The sequence below is a fragment of the Paenibacillus sp. Cedars genome, assembly GCF_003184205.1.
Classification (GTDB): domain Bacteria; phylum Bacillota; class Bacilli; order Paenibacillales; family Paenibacillaceae; genus Paenibacillus_AQ; species Paenibacillus_AQ glucanolyticus.
The window spans coordinates 157,632-175,403 of the sequence record NZ_CP020866.1 but is presented as its reverse complement, the minus strand read 5'-3'; the positions used below and the strand labels follow the sequence as shown (position 1 = coordinate 175,403).

Annotated in this window: 17 protein-coding genes; 1 reads left to right on the top strand and 16 read right to left on the bottom strand. The window is 50.3% G+C overall.

The genetic code is table 11. The annotated features are described in order from the left end of the window. Nucleotides 1-90: 90 nt before the first annotated feature. The 10 genes from sigH to B9D94_RS02165 form a co-directional block, all read right to left on the bottom strand. Complete coding sequence (sigH, locus tag B9D94_RS02215; protein ID WP_006212942.1) at nucleotides 91-735, bottom strand: RNA polymerase sporulation sigma factor SigH; 645 nt, start codon at nucleotides 733-735, stop codon at nucleotides 91-93. A gap of 205 nt (nucleotides 736-940) precedes the next feature. Next, nucleotides 941-1,459 carry an NYN domain-containing protein gene (locus B9D94_RS02210; RefSeq protein ID WP_036638422.1) on the bottom strand — a complete coding sequence of 173 codons (519 nt, stop codon included), beginning with the start codon at nucleotides 1,457-1,459 and terminating at the stop codon, nucleotides 941-943. A gap of 5 nt (nucleotides 1,460-1,464) precedes the next feature. Next, nucleotides 1,465-2,217, bottom strand: a complete 753-nt coding sequence (rlmB, locus tag B9D94_RS02205) for a 23S rRNA (guanosine(2251)-2'-O)-methyltransferase RlmB (protein WP_006212944.1) — start codon at nucleotides 2,215-2,217, stop codon at nucleotides 1,465-1,467. Between the two features lie 89 nt (nucleotides 2,218-2,306). Further along, complete coding sequence (locus B9D94_RS02200) at nucleotides 2,307-2,750, bottom strand: Mini-ribonuclease 3 (protein ID WP_006212945.1); 444 nt, start codon at nucleotides 2,748-2,750, stop codon at nucleotides 2,307-2,309. Then, entirely contained in the window at nucleotides 2,747-4,153 is a 1,407-nt protein-coding gene (gene cysS, locus B9D94_RS02195) for a cysteine--tRNA ligase (protein ID WP_006212946.1), read from the bottom strand. The genes B9D94_RS02200 and cysS overlap by 4 nt, the downstream gene beginning before the upstream one ends. Nucleotides 4,154-4,227: 74 nt before the next feature. After that, nucleotides 4,228-4,917, bottom strand: a complete 690-nt coding sequence (gene cysE, locus B9D94_RS02190; protein WP_036638418.1) for a serine O-acetyltransferase — start codon at nucleotides 4,915-4,917, stop codon at nucleotides 4,228-4,230. A gap of 692 nt (nucleotides 4,918-5,609) precedes the next feature. Continuing rightward, complete coding sequence (gene gltX, locus B9D94_RS02180) at nucleotides 5,610-7,073, bottom strand: glutamate--tRNA ligase (RefSeq protein ID WP_006212948.1); 1,464 nt, start codon at nucleotides 7,071-7,073, stop codon at nucleotides 5,610-5,612. Between the two features lie 81 nt (nucleotides 7,074-7,154). Continuing rightward, nucleotides 7,155-7,643 (bottom strand): 2-C-methyl-D-erythritol 2,4-cyclodiphosphate synthase, encoded by a 489-nt coding sequence (gene ispF, locus B9D94_RS02175; RefSeq protein WP_006212949.1) that lies wholly within the window; start codon nucleotides 7,641-7,643, stop codon nucleotides 7,155-7,157. Continuing rightward, nucleotides 7,640-8,338: a 2-C-methyl-D-erythritol 4-phosphate cytidylyltransferase gene (gene ispD / locus B9D94_RS02170; RefSeq protein ID WP_172963895.1), complete on the bottom strand. Its 699-nt coding sequence runs from the start codon at nucleotides 8,336-8,338 to the stop codon at nucleotides 7,640-7,642. Before ispD ends, ispF begins: the two co-directional genes overlap by 4 nt. 74 nt (nucleotides 8,339-8,412) lie before the next feature. Next, on the bottom strand, nucleotides 8,413-9,501 hold the full coding sequence (locus B9D94_RS02165) for a PIN/TRAM domain-containing protein (RefSeq protein ID WP_006212951.1): 1,089 nt from the start codon (nucleotides 9,499-9,501) through the stop codon (nucleotides 8,413-8,415). A 342-nt stretch (nucleotides 9,502-9,843) separates the two neighbouring features. Here B9D94_RS02165 and B9D94_RS02160 point away from each other — a divergent pair, with 342 nt between their 5' ends. Beyond that, nucleotides 9,844-10,239: a nucleoside triphosphate pyrophosphohydrolase family protein gene (locus B9D94_RS02160; RefSeq protein WP_036638413.1), complete on the top strand. Its 396-nt coding sequence runs from the start codon at nucleotides 9,844-9,846 to the stop codon at nucleotides 10,237-10,239. 132 nt (nucleotides 10,240-10,371) lie between these two features. Here B9D94_RS02160 and pssA read toward each other — a convergent pair whose 3' ends face one another. The 6 genes from pssA to B9D94_RS02135 form a co-directional block, all read right to left on the bottom strand. After that, on the bottom strand, nucleotides 10,372-11,109 hold the full coding sequence (gene pssA, locus B9D94_RS02155; protein WP_006212953.1) for a CDP-diacylglycerol--serine O-phosphatidyltransferase: 738 nt from the start codon (nucleotides 11,107-11,109) through the stop codon (nucleotides 10,372-10,374). A 50-nt stretch (nucleotides 11,110-11,159) separates the two neighbouring features. After that, entirely contained in the window at nucleotides 11,160-12,236 is a 1,077-nt protein-coding gene (gene disA, locus B9D94_RS02150; RefSeq protein ID WP_006212954.1) for a DNA integrity scanning diadenylate cyclase DisA, read from the bottom strand. A 13-nt stretch (nucleotides 12,237-12,249) separates the two neighbouring features. Continuing rightward, nucleotides 12,250-13,617, bottom strand: coding sequence for a DNA repair protein RadA (gene radA, locus B9D94_RS02145; protein ID WP_006212955.1), 1,368 nt, complete (start codon nucleotides 13,615-13,617; stop codon nucleotides 12,250-12,252). A 265-nt stretch (nucleotides 13,618-13,882) separates the two neighbouring features. Continuing rightward, entirely contained in the window at nucleotides 13,883-14,008 is a 126-nt protein-coding gene (locus tag B9D94_RS31725) for a hypothetical protein (protein ID WP_268741817.1), read from the bottom strand. A 106-nt stretch (nucleotides 14,009-14,114) separates the two neighbouring features. Then, entirely contained in the window at nucleotides 14,115-16,571 is a 2,457-nt protein-coding gene (gene clpC, locus B9D94_RS02140) for an ATP-dependent protease ATP-binding subunit ClpC (protein WP_006212956.1), read from the bottom strand. Nucleotides 16,572-16,680: 109 nt separating this feature from the next. Beyond that, a complete protein-coding gene (locus B9D94_RS02135) occupies nucleotides 16,681-17,745 on the bottom strand; it encodes a protein-arginine kinase McsB (protein WP_006212957.1) in 1,065 nt (354 codons plus the stop codon). Between the last annotated feature and the right edge of the window lie 27 nt (nucleotides 17,746-17,772).

The window sequence follows — 17,772 nt, the reverse complement described above, 5'->3', positions numbered from 1 at the left end:
TACGGAGATTCCCAGCTGGCCATCATGAATACTGTAATACAATTAAAAAAAGGCTCTACTTGAGCCTTCTGCTTCTTATCCGACGTTGTTTCAGTTATCCCTGACCTCCAAATAGCGTTCAAGCTTTCGCTTTACCCGCTGGAGGGCATTGTCAATCGATTTCACATGACGCCTTAAATCCACCGCAATCTCTTGATAGGATCGACCGTCCAGATAAAGCATCAGGACTTTCCGTTCCAGATCGCTTAAGATCTCTGACATCTTGTCTTCCAGGCCGACAAACTCCTCTTGATTGATGATTAGTTCCTCCGGATCGCTTACCGCTGTGCCGCAAATGACATCCAGCAGCGTACGGTCGGAGTCCTCATCGTAAATAGGCTTGTCCAATGAGACATACGAATTGAGCGGAATATGCTTCTGTCTCGTAGCGGTCTTAATAGCCGTAATAATCTGTCTGGTAATGCAGAGCTCGGCAAAGGCCTTGAACGAGGACAGCTTATCCCCTTTAAAATCACGAATTGCCTTGTACAGCCCGATCATGCCTTCCTGGACAATATCTTCCCGGTCAGCACCAATCAGAAAATAAGAACGGGCTTTAGCACGTACAAAATTCCGGTATTTATTGATCAAATACTCCAGCGCCCCGCTGTCACCCTCACGGACCGCCTCGACAATGTCTTCATCGCTTATCACATCATACCCTGACAACATGACTTCCTTGAGGTCCACACTCAATAGAATCCCTCCGGCCCGGAACGCACGGTAGCCCGTCACTCGCTTGAAATATATGACAAGTATATATGATGTCTACTAGACCGTCAACCACGTTCTAGCCAATATAGGCCGATAATAACATTTAATGTAAACTATTTCGTAGATTCATATACTCTTCCATTCTTCAGACGAGCCTGCATTTTCGTCCCCATTGTGTAAAACAGTCCTATTCCCTTCGCCAGCGCTCAAACATCTGTCTCACATCCGGCGGCAGCTTCCCGTCAAGTGTATTCCTGCTCTTGGTCTGCTCCTTCGTAATTTTCTGCTTCACTTCGCGCTCACTCTGCTCCACTTCATTCAGCAGCTCACGGGCAGATAACCGAAGCGCTCCCCGGGCAAAAATGACATGCTGTTCAATCAGATCACTGGTCGCCACATAAATTTTACGCCGACGGTGGCTAAACTCTCCAACAAGCCGTTCAATGCACTCATCGGCCGTTTCCTTCTCTTTCGTAAAAAACACCTGTACCTTACCCTGGATGTATGATTTCCCAAGGCCCGGAACCCGGTAAGCATCAAAAATCGCCACGATTCTGAGGCCTGAATACGCTTGATATTCCGCTAATTTCTCAAGCAGCACATCCCGGGCTTCCTGCATGCTGCTATTGGCGAGTTTCGCAAGAAAAGGCCAGCCGCCGATCATGTTGTAGCCATCGACCAGCAGCACATCCCGCCAATCGGCCATCATTGCTAACCCTGAAGGCGGCGACGGCGAAGAACTTCGTACATAACGACACCTGCGGCAACCGAAGCGTTAAGCGAATTGATCTTTCCAGCCATCGGCAGCTTCACAAGCACATCGCATTTTTCGCGGATCAGACGCCCCATTCCTTTACTTTCATTCCCGATTACGATTGCGACCGGTCCGTCAAATACTTCAGTATCGTACAATTCCTGAACAGCATCAACCACGGTGCCAACCACCCAGACACCCATTTCTTTCAGCTGGTCAATCGTCTGACCCAGATTGGTCACCCTGGCTACAGGTACGTATTCTACCGCACCAGCCGATGTTTTGGATACGGTGGCCGTCACCTGAGCGGATCGGCGCTTAGGCAGTACAACACCGTGAGCCCCCGTGCAGTCGGCCGTTCTCAAAATCGAGCCCAGGTTATGAGGATCCTCGATTTCATCGAGAAGCAGCAGGAAAGGCGGTTCCCCTTTTTCCTCCGCAACCTTGAGCAGATCCTCCACTTCCACATAAGCATAAGGGGCCGCTTGGGCAACCACGCCCTGATGCTGAACCCCCGGAACCATCTGATCCAGCTTGCGCTTGTCTACGTGCTGAATGACAATGCCCAGTTTTTTGGCTTCCGCAATAATGGGCAGCGTCAAATGCTTCTGCGCATTCTCGGCAATCCATATTTTATTGATCGTACGTCCTGATTTGAGCGCTTCCGTTACGGAATGCTTACCAGCCACTACTTCCTCTTCTTGCAACATATATGTCTCCTCCTGCATATCAGCCAGCTGCCCAATTTCGGGAAATACCGGCTGTATCGTTTCATTGCTGGTATTTGATGTCTTTCGATCTATTTAGCAGACCCCTCGATAAACTCTATGCTCTTTCCAATGAGCTCACGCAGACGGTCTTGCTCTCCCGTATAATATAAATACCCAACAAGCGTCTCAAATGCCGTTGCATGCCGATATTCCAGCACATCGGCATTTTTCGGTATGCTGCCTGATTTGGCATTGCGTCCCTGCCGGACCACATCGCGCTCCTCCTCCGTCAGCTCCGGATCAAGAAATGCCAATATCCGGCTCTGAGCTTTCGCCGACACGAATCCTGTCGCTGTGCGGTGCAGGTGATGAGGCCGAAGATTCGCCTTCGATATCAAGAACTGCCGGACAGCCACCTCGTAAATGGCATCTCCGATGTAGGCAAGCACGATCGGCGGAATCAGACGTGCCGGCTTCGACGGCGGAAAGTCAAACCAACCGGCTGCGGGGTCATGAAACTCGGCCCCGCTCATTTACGCCGCCAGCGCATGCCTTGCGCCGTATCTTCTAGCACGATGCCTTCGTCCGCCAGCTTGTCGCGAATTTCATCGGCTCTCGCCCAGTTTTTATTCTTCCGGGCTTCAATACGTTCAGCAATCAAGGCTTCAATCTCCTCGTCCAGCAAATCGCCCGTACCGGTATTGACAATGCGAAGAACGCCGTTCATTTCGTTGAAAGCACGCAGCACTTCATGTAGGTCGGCTGCAGGAATCGAAGCTTCCTTCAGCAGCTGATTCGCCTCGCTAGCCCACTGGAACATCGCTGTGATTGCATCCGGCGTATTGAAATCATCTTGCATTTTTTGATGAAATTCGCCAAGAACCGCAGATATTTTACCCGCAACCTCCTGGCTCACTTCGTCGTCTTTGGAACCGATGGCCGTGCTCAAGCGATGTTCAATATTAGCTGCCGCATTAGCCAGACGCTCTACGCTGTTCTGTGCCTGGTCCATCACTTCATCGCTATAATTCAGCGGGTTTCGGTAATGGGTAGACAGCATGAAATAACGCACAGCTTCCTTCGTATATTGTTCGCGAAGCTCCTTAACCAATACGCCATTACCCAGCGACTTCGACATTTTTTCGTTATTGATACGGATATATCCATTATGCATCCAATAGTTCGCGAGCGGTTTACCCGTCAATGCCTCGGACTGCGCAACTTCGCATTCATGATGCGGGAACTGCAAATCCTGCCCACCGCCATGAATATCCAGCGTATCCCCAAGATAACGGCGTGCCATCGCCGAGCACTCAATATGCCAGCCTGGACGACCGTCTCCCCATGGGCTGCTCCAGTAGATTTCTCCCGGCTTGGCTGCTTTCCATAGAACAAAATCCTCGGGGTTTTCTTTCCGCTTATCGACCTCAATCCGAATACCGAACTGCAGCTCATCCAGATTTTGCTGGGACAACTTGCCGTAATCATCAAACTTGCGAGTGCGATAGAATACGTCTCCCCCGTTCTCATACGCAAAATCGCGATCCACAAGCTCCTGGATAAATTCGATTATATTCTCCATATTGTCCGTTACCCGCGGATTTAACGTGGCTCTCGGTATGCCAAGACCGTCCAAATCCTCGTAATACGCCTGGATAAACTTATCCGCTACCTCCGGAACGGTGGTGCCGGTCTGTTCGGCTTTGCGGATCATTTTGTCATCTACGTCCGTAAAGTTCACCACATAACTCACGTCATTGCCCTGATTCTCGAAGTAAGCGCGAACCACGTCGAAAAAAATCATCGGGCGCGCATTCCCAATATGGATATAATCGTACACGGTAGGACCACACACATAGATCTTGACCTTCCCAGATTCCTGAGCGACAAACGTTTCTTTCATACGGGTTAGCGTGTTATAGATTTGCAGTGCCATATTGTATCATCCCAGTCCTTTCATTCCATCACTTATTGTTCCTTCACGTACATTGCTGCTTATTCCAAAAAAACTCATTCCTCTTTGACCGACGAGATTACGGCCTCGGAGACCCTGGTTTTGTTGTTATTCTGTTTGCCCTCATTCAATTCCGCCCGAAGCTGATCGATCTCCATCTGCATCGAACGCAGTGTATCCACAATCGGATCCGGAAGATTGGTGTGATCGAGCCGGTCACGCACACGCTCACCATTCTGCTTCACGACTTTACCCGGATTGCCCACAACGGTGCTGTTCGGCGGAACCGGTCGTAATACGACTGCATTGGAACCAATATTACAGTTATCTCCAATCGTAAAGGAACCTAGCACTTTCGCTCCTGATCCGATGACCACATTGTTGCCGATGGTCGGATGACGCTTGCCCTTTTCCTTCCCGGTGCCGCCAAGGGTAACCCCTTGATAGATCACCACGTCATCCCCGATCTCGCAGGTCTCTCCAATGACAACCCCCATGCCATGGTCTATAAACAGTCTATTCCCGATGCGGGCTCCCGGGTGAATCTCGATCCCTGTCATGAACCGGCTGATCTGAGATATGATCCGGGCCAGCGTATACCATCGCCGCTTGAATAATGCATGAGCTACCCGATGAGACCACAAGGCGTGAAGTCCCGAGTAGGTGAATACCACTTCAAAAAGTCCCCGGGCAGCCGGGTCATTCTCGAACACTGTCCGAATATCCGATTTCATCTGTTTAAACATGAACGCTCCCTCTTTCCCCTCTTCCAATCGCGCATGCAACTTGCTCTCCATCGTTATTCCTGAAAATAAAAAACACCCCTGCAGCTTATCGCTGCAGAGGCGCTAGACCGCGGTTCCACTCTGCTTAGAACCGGCACAAGCATCCTCCCTTGGTCCGGGACGGATTCTACCGATTCACTTCATGTCATTAACGGCAGACGACCGGCATGATCTAACGATTGTGTTCGCTTCAACCATGCAGCTCACAGGTGCATTTCCGCTTCAGGCAACGGGACAACTCTCAGCCGGCAGATTCAAGTGGTCCTTGTCTTCTGCCGATTGTCCTCTCTGGAACGTGCCTGTTTTACGCGTACTTCTCCTGATCGTAGCTTTTATACGTTTATCTTTGTTGATCAATGCTTCATAAATGACCGCGCTGCTCACTAGTGACGCTGCGCTGACGGATCGTGCTTCCGATCGCTGCTGTTTTCAGATTTCCTGAACGTAAATCTACATAGTTGAAATCCGAAAACAAAGGCGAACGCTTCGCTTCTACAACACGATTCCGTCCTCTCCGCTACTTCCCTGTATGAGTAAATGCCCCATTTAATAAAACCCTAGATCAAAGAATATTTCACTTATAGTTTGGTGTAATTATAACTGATGAGATACAGGCTGACAAGGAACGTTTATCAAGAATGCCGTACCCTGGGTTATGCGCCCTTGATTTGGGAGCGCAGCCGGTCAAGCACACGATCCTTGCCAAGAAGCCAGATCGTCTGGTTCAGATCGCGGCCATGGGTTTGTCCAGTCAGAGCAACGCGGATCGGCATGAAGAGCTGCTTGCCCTTAAATCCCGTCTCCTTCTGTACTTCCTTAATCAGAGCAGCAATCTTCGCAGCGTTAAACTCATCGGATTGCTCGATCTTCGCAAGGAATGCGGACAATACGGCAGGCACCTGCTCGCCGCCCATCACTTCGATGCCCTCTGCATCGAGCTCCAGATGCGTCCGGAAGAACACTTCCGACAGATCCACGATGTCTGAGGCCGCGTTCATCTGCTCCTGATACAGCGCCACGAGCGCGCGTGCCCATTCCTCCTGCTCGGAGTTAAGCTCGAACGGCAAGCGGCTCGCTTTCTGCAGATGCGGAATGGCCAAATCAGCAATCCGATCAGGATCCGCATTCTTGATGTAGGTGTTGTTCATATGAGCCAGCTTGTTGGTGTCGAATACCGCAGGGCTCTTGGACAACCGATGCTCATCAAAGATCGAGATCAACTGCTCTTGCGAGTATACTTCCTCTTCCCCTTCTGGAGACCAGCCGAGCAGCGAGATGAAATTAAACAGTGCTTCAGGTAAATAACCGAGCTGATCATACTGCTCAATGAATTGAATGATCGATTCGTTACGCTTGCTCAGCTTCTTGTGATCGTCGCCCACAATCAGGGTCATATGCCCGAATTGCGGCGGCTCCCAGCCGAAGGCTTCATAGATCATCAACTGACGCGGCGTGTTGGAGATATGATCCTCTCCGCGAAGCACGTGACTGATCTTCATCAGGTGATCGTCGAGTGCTACCGCGAAATTGTAGGTAGGAATACCATCCTTTTTGACAATGACGAAGTCGCCCGTCTCTTTGCTGTTAAAAGAAATCGTACCCTTCACCATATCATCGAAGGTGTAGATACGTTCCTCTGGAACGCGAAAACGAATGCTTGCTACACGCCCTTCAGCCTCAAGCGCCTGACGCTGCTCTTCCGTCAAATCCCGGTGTTTCCCAGAGTAACGAGGCGTCTCCCCACGAGCCATCTGCTCTTCCCGCTCCTGCTCAAGTTCTTCCTCTGTGCAGTAGCAGCGGTAAGCTAGCCCACGATCCAAAAGGTCCTGCCAATATTCCTTATAAATATCAAGACGTTCGGTTTGGCGATACGGTCCGTACTCGCCTCCGACATCCACGCTTTCATCCCAATCCATGCCCAGCCACTTCAAATATTTCAACTGACTTTGCTCTCCGCCTTCTACGTTGCGCTTTACGTCTGTATCCTCGATGCGAATAATAAATTTCCCATTATTCTTGCGGGCGAATAAATAATTGAATAATGCCGTTCTGGCATTGCCGATATGTAAATGTCCCGTTGGACTCGGTGCATAACGCACGCGGACTTCTCCGGTCATTGTAACCCCTCCGCTTCCCTATTTCTTCAAAGATTTCCTTCAGGCATTCGTTCCATATCTGCTCTGATTTGAACGCGTCCTTTAAGAGGATAGCATACCTTTCACAAGGCAGACAACCGATTGTGCCGCGATTCCCTCACCCCTGCCGGTAAACCCGAGCTGCTCGGTTGTGGTGGCCTTCACATTTACCTGATCCACCTCAGCATCCAGCGCTTTGGCGATCACTTCCGCCATTTGTGGGATGTAAGGTGCCATCTTCGGCTTCTGGGCAATAATCGTGGAATCGATATTTCCCAGCGTATAACCGCGCTCTTTGGCCATGGCCCATACCTGCTCCAAAAGCTTCAGGCTGTCCGCGTCTTTAAAAGCCGGATCATTATCGGGAAAATGGCGCCCAATGTCGCCAAGCCCAAGCGCTCCCAAAATCGCGTCCGTCACCGCATGCAGCAGTACGTCTGCGTCGGAGTGTCCCAGCAGCCCTTTCTCATAAGGAATGGTGACCCCCCCGATAATACACGGTCTTCCTTCCACCAGTTGATGCACGTCAAACCCCTGTCCTACTCGAATCATTCCTTGTCCTCTCCCTTGCGTTTCTGTAAAAAAGCCGCATACTCCAGATCCTCCGGTGTGGTGATCTTGATATTGCTGTATTTCCCCTCTACCACGATGACCGAATGTCCTGCACGCTCCATCAGCATGGCGTCGTCGGTCCCTGTAAACCCTTCCTTGGCTGCAGCCTCATGGGCTGACAGCAGGTCGGAAAGACGAAAAGCCTGTGGGGTCTGGACGGCCCACAGACTTTGACGGTCCGGGGTACCTGTTATCAGCCCCTGACCGTTCACCTGCTTAATCGTATCCTTCACAGGCACCCCAAGTACCGAGGCGCCTTCACGGATTGCCGCATCGCGGCAGGATTCAATTTCCTCTAGTGTTACAAACGGCCTGACGCCGTCATGTATCATTACCCACTCTGACGAGATTTGCTTGATACCTTGGTATACCGATTGCTGCCTCTCGCTACCGCCAGGAATTACAGCGGACACCTTGTCCAGTCCGTACTCATGAACCCAGGATTGGCAGCGCGAAACATCCTCCGGTCCCGTAACAAGCACGATCTCCTGCAGCCAGGGTATCCGGCTGAATACTTCCAGTGTATGAACGATGATGGGCTTTCCACCCAGTGCCAGGTATTGCTTGCTCTCCCGGGTTCCCATTCTCGTTCCCTTACCCGCCGCCACAATAACGGCGCCGAAGTCGTTCAACATGCACAAAACTCCTGTCTTCACCCTTCACGTCAGACTGACGGAGAACGGATATGTATATCCCCATCATACCCCGTTTACTGGGCTTTTTCCAACAGTTTCGGTTTAGCGAAGATCATCCGGCCCGCTGAGGTTTGCAGTACACTGGTGACAAGCACTTCCATCATTGTGCCGATATACTCACGTCCGCCTTCCACAACGATCATCGTGCCATCATCCAAATAAGCAACGCCTTGACCATGCTCCTTGCCGTCCTTGATAATCTGGACCAGAATTTCCTCCCCGGGCAGAACCACCGGCTTGACTGCATTGGCCAAATCATTTATGTTCAGCACCGACACGCCCTGCAGCTCACAAACCTTATTCAAGTTGAAATCATTCGTGACTACTTTGCCCTGAAGCACCTTGGCGAGCTTAACCAGCTTGCTGTCGACTTCGGATATCTCCTCAAAGTCGCCTTCATAAATGAGCACCTTTACATCCAGCTCTTTCTGGATTTTGTTCAAAATATCAAGTCCACGCCGGCCGCGGTTGCGTTTAAGAAGGTCCGAGGAATCCGCAATATGCTGAAGCTCCTCCAGAACAAACTCAGGAATCACAATGGTCCCTTCGATAAATCCGGTTTTGCATATATCTGCGATTCTCCCGTCGATGATGACACTTGTATCCAATATCTTGTGCTCCTCAACGCGTCTTCCTTCCGGCTCAGGGGCTTGGCTCCACTTGCCCGACATCCATAAGGAAGCCAGTTCATCCTTCTTCTCCAGTCCAATCCGCAGTCCGATGTACCCGCCGAGCAGTGTAATCCCGACCTGCAGCAGCTGCCCAGCTTCTCCTAGCAGGGACAACCCGGGTGAGAGCAATAGGGACAACAGTAAGCCGCCCAGCAATCCAGCCGTTCCAGCGGCCAGTTCATTCATCGGAATCCGGGAGAACGAGGAGATCAAGCTGTGCAGCCATCTCGATACCCGATCAGCCGAAAGAACACCGATCATGCCAAACAATAATCCACCAAGCACCGCGAAGGCTCCGCTTCCCGCTGCCAGTATTCCTTGTCCAAAAATAGGCGAGAGCCCTGGAAAAGACCGTTCCATTGTATGATATAACGTATACCCGCCCCACGCACCGCATAATACCGTAAATGCTAAAATAGCTTTTTTTAACATGAGCTTCCGCACACCTCCTTTTTATACCTGAATATCGTTGCTTCTATTTTCCAGTATGGTCCAATTTATAAAGTCGTAATCGTGCCAGGTCATCTTTTTTTAAGAAAAACTTCCGCTGTATGCGATCTAACTTCCCTGAAAGTGCCTCGTTTAATATTTTTATTGATGGAGTTTTCACCTCACCTGTTGTACGGTCCAGCCTACCCCCGTCAGGCTTTGATGTATGCTAACACCAACCTCACAATTGGAATTGACTGCCTTCGGGCACCTGAAATTGGTTGAAATCGGCTGAAGTAGTGGAATATAATGAACTCAATTCATAATATCGAGGTGGATGTATAAATGAGTGCTCCCAGTCTACAGGCTTTTCAGGATCAAGTTTCCGAATTGTTGCTCCGTCACCGCAGTCTCTTGGATGTTCTGTCTAAAAATGGTCAAAGCAATGCTTCTGTCAACCGTGCCGTCACCAAAGCCATCACAGAGTGCGGATGCATCGAGCTTCATGCCACGAAGCAAAGCTTCGATATCGGCTCTGATCTCGAATCGGCCCGGGAATTGGCAGGCACCCACGTCGAAGGTCATCTGTGCGAGAACTGCCGTGAAGCGGTGAGCTCCGAGCTTGGCCGCAACATATTTTATATGTCTGCCCTTGCGAATCTTCTGGACATCCAGCTGGATGAGGTTGTTGTTAAGGAGTCTCAGAAATGTTCCACATTGGGTCTGTTTAACCTGTCGTAAAGCCGTTGGCATTCCAAACGGTTATGGCGGCAAGGTCATACATGGATACAAAAAAAGCATTTATCTCGCTGCCTAAGCAGGGAAATAAATGCTTTTTATTTTGGGTTTATGTCAGCCCGTGAGTTATGCTGCTTATCGGTCAGAGGACTGATAAGCCTCATCCGATTTGTGGTCATCCTTCTTGCGTCGTCGGTTTTTGCGAGTCAATCTGCGGAAATTCTGCTGCAAACCATACCCTGCATATAGTACCAAGGGTACGAATATGAGCATGGAGGTTTGTTCCGGAAAGAACACGGCAACCATGACTGCACCTACGATAACAAAGGGTGTAAATTTAATTGCTGTTTTCGGAATGCCAATCTTCTTGAAGTTCGGGTACTTGACTGCGCTAACCATGAGATAGGAAAGAAGTAAAATGGCAAATATCATATAAGGAGCTGTAATCTCTTCATGGAATAAAGCCAGTGTTGCAAGCACGCCTCCCGCTGCGGGGATTGGCAGGCCGATAAAATATCCCGGTATTCCTGGACGAACGTTGAACCGTGCAAGCCGTAATGCGCCGCACATCGGAAATATCGCGGTTACTGTCCAAGCCAGAGCTGTATTGATATCCGTAAACGCTACGGTATACATGATAAGTGCTGGAGCTACGCCAAAGGAAATTACATCTGATAATGAGTCAAGTTCTTTACCGAATTCACTCTGGGCATTCAATGCTCGAGCTACCCGACCGTCCAGTCCGTCAAGGAGCATGGCAATGATAATCATAATGGCGGCCATACTCGTTCGACCTTCTGTCGCCAAGATGATACCAATCATTCCGAGAAACAGATTACCTAAAGTAAACATGTTCGGAATTGATTTCGTCATTTTTATATTCACCTCGTTAATTGTACGTTCGAACATCGATTGTAGGGCTTTTAGATTTGTCTGTCAATGAATACTTGTTCCTGCAATCTTTTCAAGCCCTCTTTTATGGTGCGTGCACGTACTTCACCAATCCCGTCCACTTCATCAAGCTCGTGAATCGATGCCGACATAATGCTGGATAAGTCATGGAACTGATCCACCAAATTGCGAATGATCACGTTCGGAAGGCGTGGGATTTTGTTCAGAATGCGGTAACCGCGCGGCAGGATCTCTTCTTCGGAAGCAGCGGCAGAAGCCGGGTATCCCAGAAGCCTCACAATATGGTGAATGTCCAGCAGCTCCTCATCCGTCGAACGCTTGAGCGCCAGTATGATCTCGCGGATTTTCTCCTCGCTGTACTCCCGGGCGTAGTCTGCATATAGCAGCCAAGCCTCTTCCTCCATATTGCTCACAAGCTCATCCATCTGCATGCTAATCAAACGCCCTTCGTTGCCGAGCTCGTTAATATAACGCTTGATTTCCTTCTTGATGCGAAGCACCATCTCCACGCGCTGGATGACATTAACAACTTCCGGAATGGTCACCAGCTCTTCAAATTCGGAGGCAGAGAGGTTCGTGAGCGATTGATTAAGCACCACTCTGTATCGCTCCAATGTCTGTATCGCTTGATTGGCTTTGGTTAATATTACGCCGATTTCCTTCAGCGCATACCTCAAAGATCCTTGGTACAGCGTAATAATGTTACGGCGCTGGGAAATGGACACCACCAGCTTACCCGTCTGTTTCGCTACCCGCTCTGCCGTTCTGTGCCGTATCCCTGTCTCGATGGAAGAGATCGAGGAATCAGGGATCAGCTGGGTATTGGCATACAAAATCCGTTTCAGGTCTTCGCTTAAGATGATGGCGCCATCCATCTTGGCCAGCTCGTATAAATAGTTTGGCGAAAAATCGCAGTTTATGGAGAAGCCGCCGTCGACAACTTCCATTACTTCCGGGCTGTAACCCACAACGATCAGGGCGCCCGTCTTTGCCCGAAGCACGTTCTCCAGCCCGTCGCGAAACGGCGTTCCCGGTGCTACCAGCTTCAGCAAATCATTCATTTTGTCCAGTTGGCTCGTTTCTTTCACCTTCGTATGCCCCCTAATCTAACGCAACCGCTAATGCATCTGCAACAGTGTTTACTCCTATGATTTGTATTCCTTTGGGATGCTTCCATCCCTTCAAACTTTTCTCAGGCATGAGTACGCGCTTGAAACCCAGCTTCTCCGCTTCTCTTACCCTTTGTTCTGCTCTTGAAACGGCACGAACTTCGCCGGTCAGGCCAACCTCGCCAAAAATGACATCATACGGCTTGGTCGGAATATCACGGAAGCTGGATGCAATGCTGACCGCTATTGCCAAGTCCACCGCAGGTTCATCGAGCTTAACGCCACCGGCGACATTCAGGTAGGCATCCTGTGTTTGCAGGAACATGCCCATCCTTTTTTCAAGCACAGCAATGATTAAATTCATTCGGTGATGATCCACACCGGTGCCCATTCGACGTGGTGATGGAAAATGGGTCGTAGAAATGAGTGCCTGCAGTTCGACAAGAACCGGCCGGGTTCCCTCCATGCTTGCAACAACTGTCGAACCGGCTACGCCTAATGGTCGTTCAGATAAAAATAGTTCCGATGGATTGCCGACTTCGCGCAGCCCATCCTCACCCATCTCAAATATGCCAATTTCATTCGTCGAACCGAAACGATTCTTCACCGCACGAAGCAAACGGTAAGTATGGTGACGCTCTCCTTCAAAATAAAGCACACAGTCCACCATGTGCTCCAGCATCCTAGGACCTGCAATGGCGCCTTCCTTGGTCACATGACCAACAAGAACCGTAGCGATGCCCTTCACCTTAGCCAGCCGCATAAAGCGGGCGGTGCACTCCCGAACTTGGGAGACGCTGCCCGGCGCGCTTGTTACCTCCGGCAAATACACGGTTTGAATGGAATCGATGACAACAAAACCGGGCTGTACGCTCTCAATGGCCTCCTCAATCGATTCCAGATTGGTTTCGCAGAGGACAAACAGCTCTGGAGACAATGCGCCGAGCCGGTCAGCGCGAAGCTTCGTCTGACGTACCGATTCTTCACCGGAAATATACAGAACGCGGACGCCGTTCTGAGCCAATCGGTTGGAGGCTTGCAGAAGCAGCGTGGATTTGCCGATGCCGGGATCGCCGCCAACCAACACGAGCGAGCCCGGGACAAGCCCGCCGCCCAGCACACGGTTCAATTCCGCAATGCCCGTCTGGATTCTGGGTTCTTTGCCGCTTTCTATATTTATGATCGAAAGGGGTTTTTCTTTACTATGAAAAAGAGGGGAATTCATCCCCTGCGTCTTGATTACCGTCTCGGTCTCTTCTACCATGGAATTCCATGATTGGCAGCCCGGACATTTTCCGAACCATTTGGGCGCTTCATAGCCGCATTCGGTACAGAAAAATTTCGTCTTAGTTTTTGCCATGTGAGTCTCCTTTATGTCGCACATCTTTTGTCGGATTCCGTAAAACCCTGCAAAATCAGGCATTACTCAAAGTTTACCATTTCTTATAATTCAACGTAAAGGCTAATCAGAAACTTTACGCGGCTTGAGATGGATTTGTTTCAAATTTGAAGGGTTGAAGGAAAATCAGCGTTATTTTTTGCTGCAATTTAATAACAAACATAAGTACATGTAAACCATACATGTCCTCTTCGCTGCCGGATCGTTCTTACGATCGCTGTCGCTTCTACAGAACGATTCCGTTCTCTACGCTGGGTTGATACACGAGGCCAGCTTCCTTCGCGATATGTCTTATTGCCGCCGATATAAAACAACCCCAGTCCATTGCATTCGATGACTTCCAGGCATTCATGTATCTTCCCCTGTATAAACCTCTCGCTTATAATTCTCTCATCTTCCATTAACATTAAAAACAAAATCCCCGCTGGATTTAATCCAACGGGGGTTGAAGTTAACACTTATTCGGTTTCGGCTGATGCGGCCGTAACGCTCTCGTTCTTGTTCACAACCAGTTCGCCGTTCGCCTCATCAATGATGAGCGAATCACCTTTGGTAATGTTGCCTCTCAGCAGCTCTTCGGAGAGACGATCCTCGATGTGCTTCTGGATAGCCCGGCGTAATGGACGGGCACCGAAGGCAGGATCGTAGCCTTCCTTCGCAATGAAGGTCTTCGCTTTGTCTGTAAGCTCGAATTGAACCTCGAACTCAAGCAGACGCTTGCGCAGCTCATCGGACATCAGTGTCACGATTTCGGCAATGTGTTTCTCTTCCAGAGAGTGGAACACAATGATCTCATCGATCCGGTTCAGGAATTCTGGACGGAAGCTCTTCTTGAGCTCATCCATCACTTTGCCCTTCATGTTGTTATAATCGCGGCCTGAATCACTCACAGCGGTAAAGCCCAGCGTCGAGTTCTTCTTAATCGCTTCTGCACCCACGTTGGACGTCAGGATGATCAGCGTGTTCCGGAAGTCCACCACACGGCCTTTCGAATCAGTCAGACGACCATCTTCCAGTACCTGAAGCAGAATGTTAAATACCTCAGGATGCGCCTTCTCAATTTCGTCGAGAAGAACAACGGAATACGGCTTGCGGCGAACCTTCTCGGTCAACTGGCCGCCCTCTTCATATCCGACATATCCCGGAGGCGCCCCGACGAGACGTGACGTGGAGTGTTTCTCCATATACTCGGACATATCGATCCGCACGACCGCATTCTCATCACCGAACATCGCTTCTGCAAGCGCGCGTGCCAGCTCGGTTTTACCTACCCCGGTAGGACCGAGGAAGATGAAGGAGCCCATTGGGCGCTTCGGATCTTTCAGTCCTGCACGTGCCCGGCGAACCGCACGGCTGACTGCTTTTACAGCTTCCTCTTGGCCGATGACACGGCTGTGCAGGATTTCTTCCAGATTCAGAAGACGCTCGGTCTCTTCTTCCTTCAGTTTATTCACAGGAATACCGGTCCAGTTGGCCACCACATCGGCGATATCCTCTGGAGTCACTTCGGAATCGGTACGGCCTTGCTTCTCTTTCCATTGGTTCTTCGTGATTTCGAGTTCTTCACGCAGCTTTTGCTCCGTATCGCGCAGCGCGGCTGCTTTCTCGAATTCCTGGCTTTGGACCGCTGCGTCCTTCTCTTTGCGGATATCCTCCAGATGTGCTTCCTGATCCTTCAGATTTGGCGGTATAGTATACGTATGAAGGCGAACTTTCGAACCGGCCTCATCGATCAGATCAATTGCTTTATCCGGCAGGAAACGGTCGGTGATATAGCGGTCGGACAATTTCACTGCCTGCTCTATCGCTTCATCCGTAATCTTCACACGGTGATGCGCTTCGTAACGGTCACGCAGTCCATACAGAATCTGAATGGCTTCCTCAGGCGATGGTTGATCAACCGTAATCGGCTGGAACCGGCGCTCAAGGGCAGCATCTTTTTCAATGTATTTACGGTATTCGTCCAGCGTGGTTGCCCCGATGCACTGAAGCTCACCGCGTGCCAATGAAGGCTTAAGGATGTTGGAAGCGTCAATCGCTCCTTCTGCTCCGCCCGCACCAATCAGGGTATGCAGCTCATCAATGAACAGAACGATGTTGCCGGCTTGGCGAATCTCATCCATGATTTTCTTCAGACGATCCTCAAACTCGCCGCGGTATTTCGTACCCGCTACAACAGAACCCATATCGAGCGTCATAACGCGCTTATCGCGCAGCGTCTCCGGAATCTCATTGTTAATGATGCGCTGTGCTAAACCTTCGGCAATGGCGGTTTTACCTACTCCAGGCTCACCAATCAATACGGGGTTGTTCTTCGTACGACGGCTCAGCACCTGGATGACGCGCTCAATTTCCTTGCTGCGGCCAATGACCGGATCGAGGTTGCCTTCTTTGGCAATGGCGGTCAGGTCACGAGCAAGACTGTCCAGCGTAGGTGTGCTCACGTTCTGCGGCGTACCGTGATGGCTGGATACCGCCTCGCTGCTGCCAAGAAGCTGCAGAACCTGCTGACGGGCTTTGTTCAGGCTGATGCCCAGGTTGTTCAGCACGCGTGCTGCAACCCCTTCACCCTCACGAATCAGTCCCAGTAAAATGTGCTCCGTACCCACATACGTGTGACCCAGCTTTCGGGCTTCGTCCATGGAGAGCTCAATTACTTTTTTCGCTCTAGGCGTATAAGCAATGTTAGTTGGCTGCTCCTGTCCGCGTCCGATTAAAGTCTCCACTTCGTCCTGGATTTTCTCCAGACCCAGTCCAAGTCCGATCAGCGCTTTGGCTGCAATGCCGTCTCCTTCACGAATAAGTCCAAGCAGGATATGTTCTGTGCCGATATTGTTGTGACCCAAACGTACCGCTTCTTCCTGAGCCAATGCAAGCACCTTTTGTGCACGTTCCGTAAATCTGCCAAACATCATAGTATTGCACCTCCACGTTTCAATTAATATATTTAACCTCGCGGATTTCGGTGTATCGCCAGTTATTGTGACGTTTCCGTTCATCCATTAGTAAAACGAGAATCAATCCTTAATGGTTACCTAATGTTTCTCTGATGAGTTTAGCCCTGTACATATCTCGTTCGGAAGGATGCATGCCCTCTCCAAAGGTTTTTTGCAGAAAACCCGGCTGTGTCTTCACATTCAGCTCATTCATTACCGGAATTTCCGGACCTTCCAGGAGGCCGAGATCCACCCCAAGTCGAACGTCGGACAAGCGTTGGGCTGCTTCCTTGGAATCCATTACTGCCGCGTAGGACAGTATGCCGTAAGAACGCATCACCCGGTCCGTAATACGGAGCTTGGAGTCACCCAAGAGCCGTGCTCTGGCATTCTTCTCATGCTCGATGATCTGCAAGGCGACGCTGTGAAGATTCTCGATGATCTCCGCCTCGGTTTGACCGAGCGTTATCTGATTCGAGATTTGAAACAGGTTGCCTAATGCTTCGCTGCCTTCACCATAAATTCCTCTTACGGTCAGACCCACCTGCGATACAGCCGAAAGAATTCGATTGATCTGCTGCGTCATAACGAGAGCCGGCAGATGCATCATGACAGAGGCCCGGAGACCGGTACCGACATTCGTCGGACAGCTTGTGAGATACCCCCGTTTGTCATCAAACGCATAATCGATTTCGGATTCAAAAACATCATCCAGCGCAGTGGCACGTTCCCATGCCTCCCGAACCTGAAATCCGGGATATAAGCACTGTATGCGTAGATGATCCTCTTCATTGATCATAATGCTGACGGACTCATCTTCGGTAAGGATGACTGCACCATTCCGGGATTCGTTCGCCAGATTGGGACTGATCAGATGCTTCTCAACGAGAACCTTCTTATCCAGCTCATCAATCTCACTTAATTTAATTACATGCAAATCCCCAAAATCCTGCAAATCTTCCTTATCATTTAACACACGGGTCAGGCGCTCTAGCACTTCTCCTGACTGCTGATCCGTTGCCAGCAGCGGGAAAGGAAGATGCTGCAGATTGCGCGCCACCCTGACACGGGTGCTGATGACAATGTCGGAATCCTGACCGGTTCCGCGCATCCACTCGCTGAGCGCCGTATCGGTAAACCGGAGATTAGACATCACGCATTCCTCCTACTAAAGTGCATA